The 16,887-nt window shown below is 34.9% G+C and carries 16 protein-coding genes; 7 read left to right on the top strand and 9 right to left on the bottom strand.

The genetic code is table 11. The annotated features are described in order from the left end of the window. Nucleotides 1–71: 71 nt before the first annotated feature. From holA to ettA, 5 genes are all read left to right on the top strand, one after another. On the top strand, nucleotides 72–1,076 hold the full coding sequence (holA, locus tag OZP07_RS10925; protein ID WP_194641786.1) for a DNA polymerase III subunit delta: 1,005 nt from the start codon (nucleotides 72–74) through the stop codon (nucleotides 1,074–1,076). Between the two features lie 50 nt (nucleotides 1,077–1,126). Then, nucleotides 1,127–1,309: a CAL67264 family membrane protein gene (locus OZP07_RS10930; protein WP_194641785.1), complete on the top strand. Its 183-nt coding sequence runs from the start codon at nucleotides 1,127–1,129 to the stop codon at nucleotides 1,307–1,309. Between the two features lie 246 nt (nucleotides 1,310–1,555). Continuing rightward, nucleotides 1,556–3,040 (top strand): alkaline phosphatase PhoX, encoded by a 1,485-nt coding sequence (locus tag OZP07_RS10935; protein WP_281638364.1) that lies wholly within the window; start codon nucleotides 1,556–1,558, stop codon nucleotides 3,038–3,040. A gap of 82 nt (nucleotides 3,041–3,122) precedes the next feature. Continuing rightward, complete coding sequence (locus OZP07_RS10940) at nucleotides 3,123–4,919, top strand: cytochrome-c peroxidase (protein WP_281638365.1); 1,797 nt, start codon at nucleotides 3,123–3,125, stop codon at nucleotides 4,917–4,919. Between the two features lie 178 nt (nucleotides 4,920–5,097). Further along, nucleotides 5,098–6,789, top strand: coding sequence for an energy-dependent translational throttle protein EttA (ettA, locus tag OZP07_RS10945; protein ID WP_194641782.1), 1,692 nt, complete (start codon nucleotides 5,098–5,100; stop codon nucleotides 6,787–6,789). A gap of 328 nt (nucleotides 6,790–7,117) precedes the next feature. Here the strand turns inward: ettA and OZP07_RS10950 are convergent, their stop codons facing one another. The 3 genes from OZP07_RS10950 to OZP07_RS10960 all read right to left on the bottom strand — a co-directional run bounded on the left by OZP07_RS10950 (nucleotide 7,118) and on the right by OZP07_RS10960 (nucleotide 10,090). After that, entirely contained in the window at nucleotides 7,118–7,564 is a 447-nt protein-coding gene (locus OZP07_RS10950) for a thiol-disulfide oxidoreductase DCC family protein (RefSeq protein ID WP_281638471.1), read from the bottom strand. A gap of 10 nt (nucleotides 7,565–7,574) precedes the next feature. After that, nucleotides 7,575–7,808, bottom strand: coding sequence for a GIY-YIG nuclease family protein (locus OZP07_RS10955; protein ID WP_349293663.1), 234 nt, complete (start codon nucleotides 7,806–7,808; stop codon nucleotides 7,575–7,577). A gap of 116 nt (nucleotides 7,809–7,924) precedes the next feature. Beyond that, nucleotides 7,925–10,090 carry an endonuclease MutS2 gene (locus tag OZP07_RS10960; RefSeq protein WP_281638367.1) on the bottom strand — a complete coding sequence of 722 codons (2,166 nt, stop codon included), beginning with the start codon at nucleotides 10,088–10,090 and terminating at the stop codon, nucleotides 7,925–7,927. A 108-nt stretch (nucleotides 10,091–10,198) separates the two neighbouring features. Here OZP07_RS10960 and ung point away from each other — a divergent pair, with 108 nt between their 5' ends. Both ung and tnpA read left to right on the top strand, forming a co-directional pair. Next, nucleotides 10,199–10,870 carry a uracil-DNA glycosylase gene (ung, locus tag OZP07_RS10965; protein ID WP_281638368.1) on the top strand — a complete coding sequence of 224 codons (672 nt, stop codon included), beginning with the start codon at nucleotides 10,199–10,201 and terminating at the stop codon, nucleotides 10,868–10,870. A gap of 113 nt (nucleotides 10,871–10,983) precedes the next feature. Continuing rightward, nucleotides 10,984–11,439, top strand: a complete 456-nt coding sequence (gene tnpA, locus OZP07_RS10970; RefSeq protein ID WP_194644296.1) for an IS200/IS605 family transposase — start codon at nucleotides 10,984–10,986, stop codon at nucleotides 11,437–11,439. A gap of 158 nt (nucleotides 11,440–11,597) precedes the next feature. Here tnpA and OZP07_RS10975 read toward each other — a convergent pair whose 3' ends face one another. The 6 genes from OZP07_RS10975 to OZP07_RS11000 all read right to left on the bottom strand — a co-directional run bounded on the left by OZP07_RS10975 (nucleotide 11,598) and on the right by OZP07_RS11000 (nucleotide 16,724). Then, the gene (locus OZP07_RS10975; RefSeq protein WP_281638369.1) at nucleotides 11,598–12,530 is read right to left on the bottom strand and encodes a transglutaminase-like domain-containing protein; all 933 of its coding nucleotides are present in this window, start codon (nucleotides 12,528–12,530) and stop codon (nucleotides 11,598–11,600) included. A gap of 139 nt (nucleotides 12,531–12,669) precedes the next feature. Further along, on the bottom strand, nucleotides 12,670–13,794 hold the full coding sequence (locus tag OZP07_RS10980) for an SDR family oxidoreductase (protein ID WP_281638370.1): 1,125 nt from the start codon (nucleotides 13,792–13,794) through the stop codon (nucleotides 12,670–12,672). Between the two features lie 122 nt (nucleotides 13,795–13,916). Further along, complete coding sequence (locus tag OZP07_RS10985; RefSeq protein WP_281638371.1) at nucleotides 13,917–14,387, bottom strand: DUF4265 domain-containing protein; 471 nt, start codon at nucleotides 14,385–14,387, stop codon at nucleotides 13,917–13,919. A gap of 3 nt (nucleotides 14,388–14,390) precedes the next feature. After that, nucleotides 14,391–15,263 carry a nucleoside phosphorylase gene (locus OZP07_RS10990; protein ID WP_281638372.1) on the bottom strand — a complete coding sequence of 291 codons (873 nt, stop codon included), beginning with the start codon at nucleotides 15,261–15,263 and terminating at the stop codon, nucleotides 14,391–14,393. A gap of 104 nt (nucleotides 15,264–15,367) precedes the next feature. Then, the gene (locus OZP07_RS10995; RefSeq protein ID WP_194641773.1) at nucleotides 15,368–15,697 is read right to left on the bottom strand and encodes a translation initiation factor; all 330 of its coding nucleotides are present in this window, start codon (nucleotides 15,695–15,697) and stop codon (nucleotides 15,368–15,370) included. Between the two features lie 76 nt (nucleotides 15,698–15,773). Continuing rightward, nucleotides 15,774–16,724 (bottom strand): isopenicillin N synthase family dioxygenase, encoded by a 951-nt coding sequence (locus tag OZP07_RS11000; RefSeq protein ID WP_194641772.1) that lies wholly within the window; start codon nucleotides 16,722–16,724, stop codon nucleotides 15,774–15,776. Nucleotides 16,725–16,887 lie beyond the last annotated feature (163 nt).

Consider the following 16,887-nt stretch of genomic DNA (forward strand, 5'->3'; position numbering starts at 1 on the left):
ACATAGAAAAGCAAAAAATGGAGATAGATTTTTTAAAATCAAAAATCGTTAATCAAAAATCATAAATTTCTATGGACGAAGTTGTAAAGATTGTAAACGACATAAAAGCAGGAAACATCAAACCCATTTATTTTTTGATGGGAGAAGAGCCTTATTATATTGATAAATTATCTGAATATATTGAAACAAATGTTTTAGCTGAAGAAGAAAAAGGATTTAATCAAACCGTTTTATACGGAAGAGATGTAAGCATAGACGATGTGGTTTCTACTGCCAAACGTTATCCAATGATGGCCGACCGTCAGGTAGTAATTATTAAAGAAGCTCAGGAATTATCAAGAACTATCGATAAAATTGAAAGTTATGCTGAAAATCCTATGCCTTCAACAGTTTTGGTGTTTTGCTACAAATACAAAACGCTGGATAAACGAAAAAAAGTTACCAAACTTTTAGCAAAAAACGGAATCGTTTATGAAAGTAAAAAACTGTATGAAAATCAAGTAGGGGATTGGATTAAGCGTGTTTTAGCAGGAAAAAAATACAGCATTGAGCCCAAAGCTTCTGCCATGCTGGTTGAGTTTTTGGGAACCGATTTGAGCAAAATCAATAACGAACTTGAAAAACTGCAGATTATACTGCCCGCAGGAAGTACAATTACTGCCAAGGATATAGAAGAAAATATAGGATTCAGCAAAGACTATAATGTGTTTGAACTGCGAAAAGCAATCGGTGAGCGCGACCAGCTGAAAGCCTATAAAATTGCTGAGAATTTTGCCCAAAACCCAAAAGATAATCCACTGGTTATGACAACCGGCTTAGTCTTTGGTTTTTTTATCCAGTTATTAAAATACCATGGGTTAAAAGATAAAAACCCTAAAAATGTAGCTTCCGTATTAGGAGTCAATCCATTTTTTCTAAAAGATTATGATGTGGCAGTCAAAAATTACCCAATGAAGAAAGTGAGCCAGATTGTTGCTTCCCTAAGAGATATTGATGTTAAAAGTAAAGGAGTAGGAGTCAACAGTTTATCTCAGGCCGATTTGTTAAAAGAAATGCTTTATAAAATTTTTAATTAGTATTAAAATACCGATATTTACTTTCATTAAAAACAAATACCACTACAATTATGGGAATGAATAAAAACAGTATTTTAGGATGGGCTACGCTCATAATGATACTCATGGGGCTATTACTGATAGGATTAGGAATATTTCGATATAATGATGTTGCCGGCTGGGGATTTGCAGCTGTAGGAGTAGGTTTTCTAGCAAATGCATGGGTTTTTAGTGCCTTGAAAGGGCGAGTATAAATATTTTTCTAAACTTCTTATAAATAACGACTGTTGCTTTTTTTCGGCAATGGTCGTTTTTTTATTCAATAATTTCAGCTTTTTCAAAACTTGTAATAATCCCATTTTTTTTTATTAACAAAAAATTAACTTCTTAATATTTGGGTTAAACAGCCTTAACCTAATGGTCATCATTTCAATAATATCAATTAACCTCTTCACGATTTTAACAGTATAGTTTTGTCAAAAACAAAAAAAACAAAAACTATGAAATTTAATTATCTAAAAAGAGCAGGAGTACTGTCTGCATTAAGCTTAGCTGTCTTAGGCTGTCAAAATGATAATAACGACAATTCAAAACCAGTAAATTCGACGATTGATTTTAACAACACTTCTTCTGTACCAGCTTTAGTAGTAGCAAAAGAAGGGTTTGAAAACTTGAAAATCACATCAATGATCAGCAGTTCGGATGTATTGCCTGGATCTCCTAGTTTTGTTTACGGAGCACAGCCTGACGGTGCCGGTTTTATGAAAGACCCTAACAGTGATGGCTATATGATGATTACCAATCACGAAATTCTGCAGTCAGTTTCAAGAGTGTATTTCGATAAAACATTAAAAGCTGTCAAAGGAGAATACATTGTTGACGGAATTGGAGGCATGACCAGATTATGTTCTGCAACATTAGCTACGCCAGCAATCAACGGATTTGGACCAATGTTTTTAACAGCTGGAGAAAGCAGTGAAGAGAGTATGGTTCACGGTATTGATCCACTTGGTTTATCAAGTGAAAAAAGCAGAAAAGACAGAGTTTTACCAGCTTTAGGAAAAGCGAATATGGAAAATGCCGTTCCGCTTACAAAAGAAGCTTATGAAGGAAAAACAGTTATTTTGATCGGTGAAGATCAGTCTTATTCTACTTCTCACGCTAGTGCGGGTCAGGTAATTATGTATGTAAGCAATACTGTTGGGGATTTGACTAATGGCAAATTATATGCCTTGAAAAGAAATGACGGAAATCAGGTAGAAACTTCAATGACTATTGGAAACTCTTTTGACGTGTCATTTGTTGAAATTCCAAATGCTAAAAACATCACTGGAGCAGAAATCAATACAACTGTAAATAATTTAGGAGCTATCCGTTTTTCAAGAGTAGAAGATGTTGATTACAGAAAAGGATCTGCAAAAAACAATCGTGAAATCTATTTTACAGCAACAGGGCAATCTCCTGATAAAGCCAATCCTGTAAGTGGATACACGATGTGGGGAAGAGTTTACAAATTAGTATTAAATGATACTAATCCATTAGCCGGTAAATTAGAATTGATTGTTGAAGGAGATTCAACTCCAGGTACAGGAATCATCAATCCGGATAACCTTTGCGTAACTGAAAATTATGTTTATATCCAAGAAGATGGGGATTCTTATTATACTGCTGCAAAACACGATTCTTATATCTGGCAGTATAACATTGCTGCAAAAACCAACAAACCTTGGCTGACAATGAATCATAAACGTGACGATGTGGCTTGGAATACGACTTATAATCCAATAAATGACTTAAGATTAGGAAGCTGGGAATACGGAGCTATGCAGGATATATCAGATGTTATTGGAGTTCCAAATACATTTCTTGTGAATATTCATCCTCATACTTGGCAAAAAGAAGCTTTCAAATATGCCGATGGAAGTAAGGTGAATACCAATATGGAAGGCGGACAAACCGTAATTATAAGAAATGTTCAAAAATAATTTTTTGAAATGGATACATAAAGAACAGCCCTTTTTACAGGGTTGTTTTTTGTTTTATTTACCTAAAAAGAGATTACTTAAAATGAATTTTACTAATAAAATAATAATTGCCCTGAATCTTGCGCTAGTAATTCTATTATCTGGATGCGAAAAAAAATATAACGAGATAACAATTCAACAGGAATTAATCTCAGATATTGAAAAATTAAATCAAAAAGTGATCGAACTTGAAAAAACAATAGAAGAAAGCAATGACGAAAAAAAAATTCAGCAAGCTTTTAATTCCACACGATTATCCTACAAAAAGATTGAATGGGCAGTTGAATATTTTACTCCCGATCCGGCACGATTCATAAATGGTCCCGCTTTGGATGAGTTGGAAGTTGCCGAAAATACTTTTATTCCGCCAAATGGTTTCCAAGTGATGGAAGAACTTATGTTTCCGAATTACGATATTAAAAACAAAGAAGAATTAGTTAGAACAACCAAAATATTGAGCGGTAACTTGAAACAAATTAAAGAACATTTGAGTGTTATTACGATTTCAAACGCACACATTCTGGACGCTTCAAAAATGGAGCTTAACAGAGTTCTGGCTTTGGGAATAACAGGATTCGATTCGCCAATTGCTTTTCAATCCATACCAGAAGCAAAAAACAGTTTGGGTTCAATAGGAAATTTAATTTCGAAAATGGATTTTAAAAGTTCTGAATCCGTTCAATGTCAAAAGGAAATTAAAGCTTTAATTAACCAAGCAGGAAATTATTGTGATTCTAATACTGATTTTAAAACATTTGACAGAGCTCATTTTATTAAAAGCTTTTTAAACCCAATCAGCAAAAAGCTGGTCGCTTTTCAAAAAATAAATAAAATAGAAAAGACAAGCAGAAATACTGTTGTAAATCCATATTCAGCAACTATTTTCGAAAAAGATGCTTTTGATGTGAATGCTTTTATTCCTTCAAAAGAATATCAATATTCTAAAGAAAAAGCCGAATTAGGCAAAAAATTATTTTATGAAACTTCCTTTTCTAATAATAAAACCCGAAGCTGTTCCTCTTGTCATATTCCAGAAAAAGCATTTACCGATGGATTAAAAACAAACCAATCCTTAAAAGGCGGCAACTTGAGCAGAAATACACCTACGCTGACGTATGCTTCACTGCAGAATGCACAGTTTTGGGATATGCGCCAGCTCGATTTGGAAAAACAAAGCCTTGATGTAATTACTAATAAAGATGAAATGCATGGAAATGTTGCCAATGCAATTCAGATTTTAAATAAAGACAAGGAATACCAAAAGCTATTCAAGAAAGCATTTCCAGATTCAAAGAAAATAGAAGAATGGCAGGTACAAAATTCATTGGCCAGCTACATCCGTTCCTTAAACGCATTCGACAGCAGATTTGACGAGTATATGAGGGGAGATTCCAATGATTTTACGGCCGAAGAAAAACTTGGATTTAACATCTTTGCAGGAAAAGCAAAATGTGCAACCTGTCATTTCATCCCTTTGTTTAATGGCACTGTACCTCCGAGTTATCAAAAAACAGAACAGGAAGTAATAGGAACACCTTCAGATAAAAACGGAAAAAAAATCAGTCCGGATTTGGGAAGATATCTGCAATACGAAATGCCTCAATTAAAAAACGCCTTCAAAACCCCATCACTGCGAAATGTCGGTATAACCGCACCGTATATGCATAATGGTGTGTTTTCCACTCTGGAAGAAGTTATTGATTTTTACAATAAAGGCGGAGGAGCTGGATTAGGAATTTCGGTTAAAAATCAAACATTGCCTTCTGATAAATTAGAGTTAACACCAAAAGAAGCAAAAGCATTGGTTTCGTTTATGAAAACCTTGACAGATAAACACTAAAAGAGTTAATATTCTAAGTTATTTTTTTGATTCAACATTCGAAAGAAACAAAAGAAATAAGCTGACCCACAGTGTGTGTTTTTCTGCTTTATAAACTTTATGACTTTGGACTTTAGACTTTTTATTATCTCTCCAATAATGTTATATTTGTATTCTTTAAAAATTAAATCATAATACTATGTCAGACGATAAGAAGGTAATTTTCTCAATGCAGAAATTGAGTAAAACCTATCAGGGTGCAGATAAACCAGTACTTAAGAATATTTATCTAAGTTTCTTTTACGGAGCGAAGATTGGTATTTTAGGTCTAAATGGTTCAGGTAAATCATCTCTTTTAAAAATTATTGCAGGAGTTGATAAAAACTATCAGGGAGATGTTGTTTTTCAGCCGGGTTACACTGTTGGTTATCTAGAGCAGGAACCAATTCTTGATGATTCGAAAACCGTAATCGAAATCGTTCGTGAAGGTGCTGCCGAAACAATGGCTGTTCTTGAAGAATACAACCAAATCAACGATTTATTTGGTCTTGAAGAAAACTATTCAGATCCTGATAAAATGGACAAATTGATGGATCGTCAGGCTGCACTTCAGGATAAAATTGATGCTCTTGGGGCTTGGGAAATCGACACCAAATTAGAAATCGCAATGGACGCTCTGCGCACGCCGGACGGTGACACGCCAATCAAAAACCTTTCAGGAGGAGAGCGCCGCCGTGTGGCTTTATGTCGTTTGTTACTGCAGCAGCCAGATGTATTACTTTTGGATGAGCCTACCAACCACTTGGATGCCGAATCTGTACTTTGGTTAGAACAGCACTTGGCGCAATATGCCGGAACTGTAATTGCCGTGACGCACGACCGTTATTTCCTGGATAATGTGGCTGGCTGGATTCTGGAACTGGATAGAGGAGAAGGTATCCCATGGAAAGGAAATTATTCTTCCTGGCTGGATCAAAAATCAAACCGTTTAGCACAGGAAGAAAAAGTAGCTTCAAAACGCAGAAAAACGTTGGAGCGTGAGCTGGACTGGGTTCGTCAAGGTGCAAAAGGACGTCAGACAAAACAAAAAGCACGTTTGCAGAACTACGATAAACTTTTGAACGAAGATCAAAAACAATTGGATGAAAAATTAGAAATTTACATTCCAAATGGTCCAAGATTGGGAACAAATGTTATTGAAGCAAAAAGTGTTGCCAAAGCTTTTGGTGATAAATTATTGTACGACAACTTGAACTTCACTTTGCCACAGGCTGGAATTGTTGGGATTATCGGTCCAAATGGTGCTGGTAAGTCTACCATTTTCAAAATGATTATGGGAGAGCAAAAAACAGACAGCGGTGAATTTTCTGTGGGTGAAACCGTAAAAATTGCTTACGTAGATCAGTCACATTCAAATATTGATCCAAATAAATCCATCTGGGAAAATTTTGCCGACGGTCAGGAATTGATCATGATGGGCGGAAAACAAGTAAATTCAAGAGCATATTTGTCCCGTTTCAACTTTGGAGGAGGTGAGCAGAATAAGAAAGTATCTATGCTTTCCGGTGGGGAGCGTAACCGTCTGCACTTAGCAATGACTTTGAAAGAGGAAGGAAACGTATTATTGCTGGATGAGCCAACGAATGACTTGGACGTAAACACGCTTCGTGCATTAGAGGAAGGTCTAGAGAATTTCGCAGGCTGTGCCGTTGTAATTTCGCACGACAGATGGTTCCTTGACAGAATCTGTACACACATTTTAGCTTTCGAAGGTGACTCTGAAGTATATTTCTTCGAAGGAAGTTTCACTGAATATGAAGAAAACAAAAAGAAACGTTTAGGCGGTGATTTAACTCCAAAACGTTTAAAATATAGAAAGTTAATTAGATAATAATTGATTACAAAAATAAGGAGCCTCAGATTCTATAATAATTTGAGGCTTTTTTATGTATCGGTTTGAAAAATATCACAAAACAAAAAAAGGATGCTCACAGAAAGGCATCCTCTTTTCTTTTTAGACAAAAAAAACTAATCATTTCATTTTATTAGATTGGAACCTATAAAACACAGTTTTCGTTTAAACCAATAATTACCAACTCGAAAACAACTATGAATATGCGGTTTCTTATGAACGTTCTCTAATAAAATTTAACTTTTAAGATTAGTCAAATTTACGACAGTAATCCTGCTTAAGAGATGATATTTATCATGTAATTAAATTATTCTAAAAATTTTTTTTTCAGTTCCATCGTTGGTATCATACAGCTTTCTTTTTTTCCATACCATTTGTATCTGTTTTTGGCAATATAGTCATAAAACAGATTTCTGATTCCTGTAGGGATAATTCTGAAAACAGTTCCAAAATGCCAAAAACCTCCAAGACATCGGGCGATCTCAATTGCTGCCGAGGATTTATAGTAATACGCTTTTCCAGATTCATACAAAACTATGCTGTCAATATTTACTGGATTTACACCAATGTGTTTTAGAATCTGCTGACCCAATTCGGATTGTAAAGCGACGAATCTAAATACATCTTTCTGGTCGTGCTTTATAACAAACTGCACCGCCGAATTGCAAAGATTACAAACGCCGTCAAAGAGAATTATTTTTTTATTTGCTGCAGTCTTTGCAAGGAACGAAGCAATCTCACGCTGTTCTTCCATCTTTATCATTTTATAGGATCATAACATCTTTAATTTCTTCAAACAAATCTTTCCAAGTTGGATTTATTGAACGAATAAGATTGTTTTTGAATTCTCTAGATCCTCCTTTTATTTGTTTTTCTCTCGTTATTGCATCTTCAATCCATTGAAATTGCTCATAATAAACCAGAATATTTACATTATAACGAGCAGAAAATGATTGAGGATATTTTTTCTCCTTATGTTCTAAAATTCTTTGAGGCAAATTTGATGTCACACCTGTATAAACAACGGTTTGACTTTTATTGGTAATAATATAAACACGTGTTTGCTTCGTACCTCGCAATGACCTAGCCTTGTGTGATAACTGATAAACGAAAACTACTTCTTCCCAGCCTCAACAAACTCCAATTCTTCCAAGCTTACTTTCGAAGTAAAGAGTCCGTAATTCACAACTGCTTTATTTTTTTCAATTTTATCAATGCTTCCTATAGATTTTCCGTCCAGCATTCGCACTCGGTCACCGACTTTTAGAATAGGTTTTGGTTTTTCGATCACCGGTTTGAGTTTCTTCTCTTTTTTCTCAATTCGGATTTCTTCAACCTTGATTTCAACCTCCTTGATAATTTCTTTTTTCTTGGCTATAATCGCTTTCGCTTCTTTTGGAGTCGCTTTTTTACGTTTTGAATTTTCAATTTCAACTATTTTCAAAAATTCTCCAATCAGGTCTTTTTTGTTTTTATTATTAAAATATTTCTCGGCAATATCTTCTATTTTCTGGCCAATGTAAATCGTCTTTTGATTGCTGTCATACAATTCCTGATAGCTTTCCAATTTTTGCTTGATTTTGACATTTATATTCTCCATTTTTTTGCTTTCTTCCCGCGCTCTGGTTTCTTCTTCTTTCAAATTTGTCGAAGTTTTTTCCAGTTTCGAGCGTTCTTTTTGGAGATTAGCAATGGTTTTATCAAAACGTACTTTACCAATTTCAATCTTCTTTTTGGCTCGGTTGATTAAGCCAAAAGGAATCCCGTTTTTAAGTGCTACTTCAAACGTAAAAGAACTTCCTGCCTGACCTAAAACCAGTTTATACATTGGTTCCAATGATTTTTCGTCGAAAAGCATATTCGCATTAGTAGCATACGGCAGTTCATTTGCCAAAATCTTAAGATTCGAATAATGCGTAGTAATCAATCCAAAAGCTTCACGATGATAGAATTCTTCCAAGAAAATTTCAGCCAAAGCACCGCCTAACTCAGGATCCGAACCTGTACCGAATTCATCAATCAGGAACATGGTTCTTTTATTACACTTCTTCAGGAAGTAGTTCATGTTCTTTAAGCGGTAACTATACGTACTTAAATGATTTTCAATCGATTGATTATCTCCGATATCTGTAAGTATTCTGTCAAAAAGGAAAGTTTCACTTCTTTCATGTACCGGAATAAGCATACCCGACTGAAGCATCAATTGAAGCAGACCAACAGTTTTCATCGAAATGGTTTTACCGCCGGCATTTGGTCCTGAAATTACAATAATCCGGTTTTCCTGACTTAATTCTATTGTCTGCGGATGCGTAACTTCCTTTTTCTGTTTGTTGTTTAAATACAAAATCGGGTGGAAAGCTTCTCTAAAATACAGACGGCGTTCGTCTGTAATTGCAGGTAAAATACCGTTGATTTTGTTCGCATATTTTGCCTTGGCGGCAATAACATCAATATCGCTGAGAAAATCCTGATATTGAATCAATAAAGGCAAAAACGGACGGACAGCATTCGTCAGCTGTTTTAAAATCTTTGTGATTTCTTCTTTTTCCTCATATTCCAAATTTGCAAGTTCACGGGAATATTTCAATGTATTTTCGGGTTCAATATAAGCAATGCTTCCGGTCTTGGAACTTCCAAGGATAGAACCTTTCACTTTTCGGCGGTACATGGCCAAAACGGCCAAAACACGGCGGTTTTGTACAAAACTTTCTTTGATATCGTCCAAATAACCCAAACTGTTGTACTGCGTCAAAGCCGAACCAAAACTCTGGTTTACTTTCCCGCGAACCAGATTCATTTCACGGCGGATTTCCAAAAGACGGGGAGAGGCATTGTCTTTTATTTCACCATATTTATCGGCTACGGCATCTACCAGCGTAATGATTGCTTTGGTTAATTGGATAACTGAGCTTTTGGCGCAAAGATTTGGATAATAATCATTGAATTTATTTAAAAATGCCAAAAGCACATTGGTAGTTTCAGATATAGTCGCAATTTTTCTGAAACTGCCCACTTCAAGAAAACTGTCTTCGATTGCCAAAAACTTGATTTCATGCGTTATAGCATCAAAACCATGGTTAGGAATCGCATTATTATTTTGAAAAGAAGAGACATATTCTGAAGTCTGCATTAATGCACTCATCAAAGATTCTTTTTCTCTAAAAGGAGTTATTTCCAAGGCTTTCTGCTTTCCTATATCGGTATTACAAATTTCGGATATTGTTTCAAGAACCGTTGGAAATTGTAAGTCCTGTAATGTTTTTTCGGTAATGGAGATCATTATTATATATCAATTGTCAAAAGTCCAAAGTTACAAAGTAAAAAGTCAAAAACCATTTTCTTTACACTCTTTCCAAAATCTTTCCGAACTTTACAGCAAAATATTTTTATGAATCTCAATTTAAACCCTTCATGGCAGACTATTTTAGCCAATGAAATTGAAAAAACTTATTTCATCAAATTAATGGAAGATGTGAATGAAGAATATCAAAACTTCATTTGTTTTCCTCCAAAAGAACTGATTTTTTCGGCTTTTAATAATTGTTCATTTGAAGATATAAAAGTGGTGATTATCGGGCAGGATCCGTATCACGGGGATGGAGAAGCCAATGGTTTGGCTTTTTCGGTGAATGATTCGGTTAAAATTCCACCTTCACTCCGCAATATTTTTAGGGAAATCAATACCGATCTGGATTCTATTTTTATACCAAGTTCAGGAAATTTGGAATCATGGGCAAAACAAGGCGTTTTGTTGCTTAATGCGTCCTTGACTGTTAGAAGAGATAATCCAAACAGCCACAAACACCTTAAATGGAATCTTTTTACTGATGCAGTTATCCAAAAAATATCAGACGAAAAAGAGAATGTGGTTTTTATGCTTTGGGGGAGTTTTGCACAAAAAAAAGGAGCAAAGATTGACAGAAGTAAACATTTGGTTTTAGAATCAGGGCATCCTTCGCCAATGAGCGCCAATCAGGGAAAATGGTTTGGTAATAAACATTTTAGCAAAGCAAATTTATATTTGGAAGAAAATAGCATGAAGAAAATTGATTGGTTGTGATTTTTTAAACTTCCTGTGCAGAAGATTATATTTCATTTAGTTAACCTTTTAATCAAAAGAATTCCTCGAGGCTCTGCCTCGGGGTGATGCGCAAAGATTAGTATATTTGTTTGATGAGTGAACATATTTTCAAACGGCATAATAAAAGCTTGTTGCTTTATCATTTGGTTTGTCCGATAAAATATCGAAGAAATGTTTTATCGGAGGATGTAGAACTGAGTTTGGTAGAAGTTTGTAGAAATATTTCGGAACGATATGAAATTCATTTTGTTGAGATAGGAGCAGATGAAAATCATGTACATTTTTTGATACAAAGCGTGCCAAAGATTTCTGTTGAAATTATTGTCAGGACAGTAAAAAGTATTACAGCAAAAGAGCTCTTTCGTTTACATCCAGAAGTTAAAAGTAAGTTATGGGGAGGTAATTTTTGGACGAGTGGATATTATGTAAATACGGTTGGTCAGTATGGTAATGAGAATGTGATTCAGAAATACATTCAAAATCAAGGAGAAGAAAAGACTGTTTACAAATCGTTTAACAAAAATCAGCTACGGTTGTCTTTTGAGTAATGCGATACCTCGAGGCTCTGCCTCGGGGTAATTCATTTCACTCTCGCAAAGGCGCGAAGACGCAAAGAAATCAGATTCAAACTTTGCGTCTTCGCGTCACTGCGAGAATTATATTTGGGAAACTATAGCAAGAAAATCCTAATTCAATCACATTAGAATTACTCCAATGTCAAAGCCCCTAATATTTCTTCGGACAAGAAAGGGCCTCCAGGATATTTGGCTGTATAATCGAGGTTCAGCCATACTTGACCATGTTCGTCAATGTGATAATTAAGCTGTTTATTTTTGCTTTCCTCGACGAACAAAACATTCTTAATTAAAAAATTGGCTTTCTCAAGATCACTTTTGCTTCCAATTAAAATTTCGGGATAGATATGTCCTTTGGTATGAATGAGTCTAGGCGTTCCTCCAATAGAGCGGACGCAGGCCGCCATCAAAATGGAATGATCGTCGCAGTCTCCCGAAAAATAAAGCAGTGATTCGTGTGCTGTGGCGATATAATCTCCGTTTTTAGGATCGTTAACGTAGTTCCAACGGCTGTTAATTTCCTTAAAAACAGCAAAGCACTGAATTAAATTCCTGTAATCCGAATATCCTCGAATGCCTTTAAAATGCTTGGTTGTAGCCATTATGGCAAAATTCCTAACTTTTGGATTTTTATATTCGATTGCCATTAAAATCTCAGATTTATTAGGGAACGGCAGTAATTTGGCAATGATAATATCCTGAGGAAACGGATCGTTATTCATTGTGTAGAGCATTGTATTATAGTCTTCAAAAACAGAATTGAAACTAAAATTTCCAAACATGCTTCCATAAACAAGAACTAACAAATACAGCGCAAAACAAACGATAATTATAGTTCGTAAAGCATATAAAGCAAAGTAAATAATCCCCAAAACAAGAATAAAAAGAAGCACTCTGTCCAAACCAAAATACCATTGCGGGTCGATTAGATTTTGGTGAAGCACGATAAATAAAGGAATCGTAATGAGTGTGCTCAATAAAAAGATAACAAAACGATCCCAAGGCTTTTTCAACTGAAACTTGGATTTTACGAGATGAAAATTCGTTTTGTTAATTTGTACCATAACACCCAAAAGCAGGGAATTGTTTTTTTAAGCCACTAAGATACTAAGTTTCTAAGTTTCTAAGATGCTAATTTTTTTAAGTTTCAAAGTTTTTTTTAAATCTCTTAGCGACTTAGAATCTTAGAAACTTAGCAGCTTTTTACACATTGATGTCCTTAAAATCATTAGAAATGGCATAGCGGATCATATTGGTAAATGCCTCATTATCCAATTTTGGTATTTCCAGAATAGAATTCAGCAAAGTAGTATCGTATTCGTTTGGATTGGTAATAAAATAAGGTTTTAAATGCTTGCCGATACTTTCGTAATACAGTTTCTCGATAGTGTTTTTGTATTTGAAATCAAGCGGATTCTTGATTAAGGTAAAATTGGTATAACCCACTTCTTTCATAATCAGCTGAAGTCCTTTTACGATATTGAAACTTTTGTCATTTACAATATTCAACTGTTCAATATCGTCACGCTCAAAGGTATTTACAATCACTTTAGACACATAATCGACCGGAATAATATTCAAACCTGTTTCTTCATTGATGATGAAACGAACATTTTCCTGTTCTCCTTTTCGCTGGGAGGTAAAGTGGAAAAATTTGGCCAAAAGATAAAAAACCATATATTTCGGAATGAAATAAGGGCTTTCGGTTCCCAGCATTTTCCCTCCGATTACGCTAGGGCGCAGAATTTGAAAAGGCAGTCCAAGTTTTTTGCATTCCTGTGCAATGAAATTCTCCGAATGAAATTTAGCATTTTCATAAGCATTGCGATGCTTTGGCTTGAAACCAAGATTATGGAAATCATTACCTATCAATCCAGCTCGTATTCCTGATGAAAACGCCGTCCCAATGTAAATAAATTTCTTAATGAATGGATGAAAAGTATTGAAAAGTGCCTGAGTGATTTTGGCATTTTCATCAAAAATTTTGCCTTTTAGTTTTTCATCCGTGGAAAGATTTACATAACCTGCCGAATGGATAAAGTAAGCGCCTTTTATTTTTTCGGAAAAAGTATCCTGAAGGTTCGCTAAATCGGAATCTATGATTTCGATGTATTTATGCAGTTCTTCCAATCCGCTTTTACGCAAAATTTCGGGAGTGTAATCACTGGTCAAAAGTTCATTGACACGCTCGACAGCACTAACTTTTCCTTTGTTTCTGGCAATTATAAAAAGTTTTCCGCTGTTATTATTTTTGATAAAAAGCTCCAGAAGGTCATACATAATGTGCGATCCCAAAACTCCAGTTGCTCCCGTAAGAATTATTTTCATTGGTTTATTTTTCAAAACACAAATATAGTTTTAAAAAAGAATGAGAGAGCTAAAAAAATCTGCTAAATCTGTGTGAAAAATTGACGCCCAGATTTAGCAGATTTTCGCAGATGGTAATAAAGTTATTTTAATAAATCGTCACTATGTTTTTTAGACAGGCAAGGTTCAGCAAAATCTAATAAACCTAATTCCGAATATTCATTTAAAAATTGCTTTACCGCTGAATAATCGCAGGCTCTCTTTATTTCAGCAACAAAATACTTTTCATTCAAAACTTCAGAAACACAATCCATTTCATTAAGTTTTTCTCTAATGATTACGTTGTCAAAATTGTCTTTTAAAATGACAATCTGAATTATGGAGTTTCCAGAAGCGGCGATTGTTTCTTTATAAACAATACTTCCTTCTTTTTCATCAAATTTTGCATAGAAAATGTCATCTGTTGCAATAAGCGGTCCAAAAAACGGAATGTTGTCTAATTTGTATATTCCTTTTTCGGCATCAATTATATCCGACCACATAGTTTCAGTTATTTCTTCATCTAAAATAGCACTGTGGAATCGAAATAAGACTTTTTGTTGATTTTCTGTCATAGTTTAATTTTCTGCCAATTTATTCAAAGTATATTCAATTAATTCATCAACCGCTTTGTACGGATCACTGCTGAAAGTACCATTCGCACGATTAGCAATAATAGCATTTAAAGATAAAGCCTGATGTCCTAAAAGAGCCGAAAGCCCATAAATAGCGGAAGTTTCCATTTCAAGATTAGTGATTCGGTTTCCTTCAAAAAGGAAATTATCCATTTTAGAATTCAGCTCATTGTCTTGAATATTTAAACGCAGAATACGTCCCTGAGGTCCATAGAAACCTCCCGCAGTAGCCGTGATTCCTTTATGAATTCTGTCGCTTTCTATTTTTTTCTCCAAGATGGAAGAGCCAGCAACAACAATAGGCCTTCCTTTTCTCAAATCCCAATTGGTATGAGCAATAAAAGCGTCTTCGATTTCAATATTAGAAATGGAATCAGCCAAATAGGAGCGGAGCATATTGTCAAGTCCCAATCCAAATTTTGACATCACAAAACTGTCCACGGGAATATCGGCGTGCAAAGAGCCCGAAGTTCCTATTCGGATAATGTTTAATGAAGTTAGATTTTCTTTTGGTATTCGGGTTTCCAAATCAATATTGACAAGTGCATCGAGTTCGTTAACCACAATATCAATATTATCCGGACCAATTCCTGTTGACATTACCGTTATGCGTTTGCCTTTATAAATTCCGGTTTCAGTTTTGAATTCTCGTTTTTGAGTAGAAAACTCAACCGAATCAAAATGTTTGGTGATTTTTGATACCCTATCCTGATCGCCTACAAAAATGATATCGTGGGCAATATTTTCAGGTTTCAGGTTAAGATGATACACACTCCCGTCAGGATTGAGTATTAATTCGGATTGCTGTATAGCCATTTTTTATAATTATTTAACCGCAAAGAGCGCAAAGATTTACGCAAAGTTCACTAAGTTTCTGAGTAATCTGAAATCTAAATTCTAAAATCTGCATTCTAAAATCTTTATCCTCCCACACGTTTTACCTTGAATCCTTTTTCTTTTAAAATGTTCATTATTTTATCACGATAATCGCCTTGAATAATAATGGAATCGTCTTTGAAAGTACCGCCAACACTCAGTTTTGTTTTGATTTCTTTGGCAAGAATTTTAAAATCCTCATCAGATCCTTCGTAGCCTTCAATTATGGTGGTTGCCTTTCCTTTTCTTTTTTCAAATTTGCAGATCATAGGTTCTTTCTGAACATATAATTGGTGCGGTTCTTTTTCGATTGCTTCTTCTGGAGCCATTTCATGGTCTGGAAAAAGATTTTTTAATTGGTCTTGTAAATCCATTTTTTTTCAAATTATAAAAAACAGAATCCAAATCCCAAAAGTGAAGCTTTGGAATTTGGATTTTAAAATTTGTTATTTATTTTTTTATTAAACCTAAATCAACGAGGCGTTCATATAAATAATCGCCTGCAGTTATATCTTCAAATTTCTTAGGATTTTCAGCATCGATGCAGTTTTCAAGGCAGTTTAATTTCATATCACTTACCGGATGCATAAAAAATGGAATAGAATAACGTGAAGTACCCCATAATTCCCTCGGTGGATTTACCACTTGATGAATCGTAGATTTCAGCTTATTATTGGTGTGTCTGGATAACATGTCTCCAACATTAATCACCAGTTCGTCCGGTTCTGCAACAGCATCAATCCAATCGCCATTATGGTTTTGAACCTGCAATCCTTTGCCCTGAGCCCCCATCAACAAAGTAATTAAGTTGATGTCACCATGTGCAGCCGCACGAATAGCATTCTCAGGTTCAGTTGTAATAGGAGGGTAGTGAATAGGTCTTAGGATTGAATTTCCGTCTTTGGCAAATTCGTCAAAATAGAATTCATCCAATCCAAGATGCAATGCCAAAGCTCTCAATACATAAACACCCGTTTTTTCAAGCATTTTGTAGGCTTCTTTCCCCACTTCATTAAAACGGGGCAATTCTTTTACCTCAACATTTTCAGGATATTCTGAAGCGTATTTTGAATCTTTATCAACATACTGTCCAAAATGCCAAAATTCTTTCAAATCCCCTTCTTTACGGCCTTTGGCGTGTTCTTTTCCAAAAGAAACATAACCTCTTTGTCCGCCGATTCCAGGAATTTCATAGCTGTGTTTTGTTTCTAACGGCAGTGAAAAGAAATTTCGAATTTCGCCATACAATTCATCAACTAATTGATCGTTTAAAAAATGCCCTTTGAGTGCTACGAAGCCTATATCTTCGAATGCACTTCCGATTTCATTTACAAATTTTTGTTTACGTTTCGGGTCGTCCGAAAGGAAATCACGCAAGTCAACACTAGGAATGTTTTGCATATTATGAATGTATTTAATACTTTAGAAGCCTAAAACTTCGTAACCACAAATATAGAGAATAAAATAATTAACTCTTTTTAAAAATTATTCAAAATTACAACAAATACAACATTTCGCTTTCATACTGTTATATTTATCTATATTTGAAATACGTAATAAACAC

Origin of the sequence: Flavobacterium marginilacus (assembly GCF_026870155.1) — a bacterium.
In the GTDB taxonomy this organism is placed as follows: Bacteria; Bacteroidota; Bacteroidia; order Flavobacteriales; family Flavobacteriaceae; genus Flavobacterium; species Flavobacterium marginilacus.

Excerpts from the sequence above, each read along its gene's own strand:
- holA (WP_194641786.1), top strand. The coding sequence starts at position 72 with ATGGACGAAGTTGTAAAGATTGTAAACGACATAAAAGCAGGAAACATC.
- ettA (WP_194641782.1), top strand. The coding sequence starts at position 5,098 with ATGTCAGACGATAAGAAGGTAATTTTCTCAATGCAGAAATTGAGTAAA.
- OZP07_RS10975 (WP_281638369.1), bottom strand. The coding sequence starts at position 12,530 with ATGGTACAAATTAACAAAACGAATTTTCATCTCGTAAAATCCAAGTTT.
- OZP07_RS10995 (WP_194641773.1), bottom strand. The coding sequence starts at position 15,697 with ATGGATTTACAAGACCAATTAAAAAATCTTTTTCCAGACCATGAAATG.
- OZP07_RS10950 (WP_281638471.1), bottom strand. The coding sequence starts at position 7,564 with ATGGAAGAACAGCGTGAGATTGCTTCGTTCCTTGCAAAGACTGCAGCA.
- OZP07_RS10935 (WP_281638364.1), top strand. The coding sequence starts at position 1,556 with ATGAAATTTAATTATCTAAAAAGAGCAGGAGTACTGTCTGCATTAAGC.
- OZP07_RS10980 (WP_281638370.1), bottom strand. The coding sequence starts at position 13,794 with ATGAAAATAATTCTTACGGGAGCAACTGGAGTTTTGGGATCGCACATT.
- OZP07_RS10985 (WP_281638371.1), bottom strand. The coding sequence starts at position 14,387 with ATGACAGAAAATCAACAAAAAGTCTTATTTCGATTCCACAGTGCTATT.
- OZP07_RS10990 (WP_281638372.1), bottom strand. The coding sequence starts at position 15,263 with ATGGCTATACAGCAATCCGAATTAATACTCAATCCTGACGGGAGTGTG.
- OZP07_RS10940 (WP_281638365.1), top strand. The coding sequence starts at position 3,123 with ATGAATTTTACTAATAAAATAATAATTGCCCTGAATCTTGCGCTAGTA.
- OZP07_RS10960 (WP_281638367.1), bottom strand. The coding sequence starts at position 10,090 with ATGATCTCCATTACCGAAAAAACATTACAGGACTTACAATTTCCAACG.
- tnpA (WP_194644296.1), top strand. The coding sequence starts at position 10,984 with ATGAGTGAACATATTTTCAAACGGCATAATAAAAGCTTGTTGCTTTAT.
- OZP07_RS11000 (WP_194641772.1), bottom strand. The coding sequence starts at position 16,724 with ATGCAAAACATTCCTAGTGTTGACTTGCGTGATTTCCTTTCGGACGAC.
- OZP07_RS10930 (WP_194641785.1), top strand. The coding sequence starts at position 1,127 with ATGGGAATGAATAAAAACAGTATTTTAGGATGGGCTACGCTCATAATG.
- ung (WP_281638368.1), top strand. The coding sequence starts at position 10,199 with ATGAATCTCAATTTAAACCCTTCATGGCAGACTATTTTAGCCAATGAA.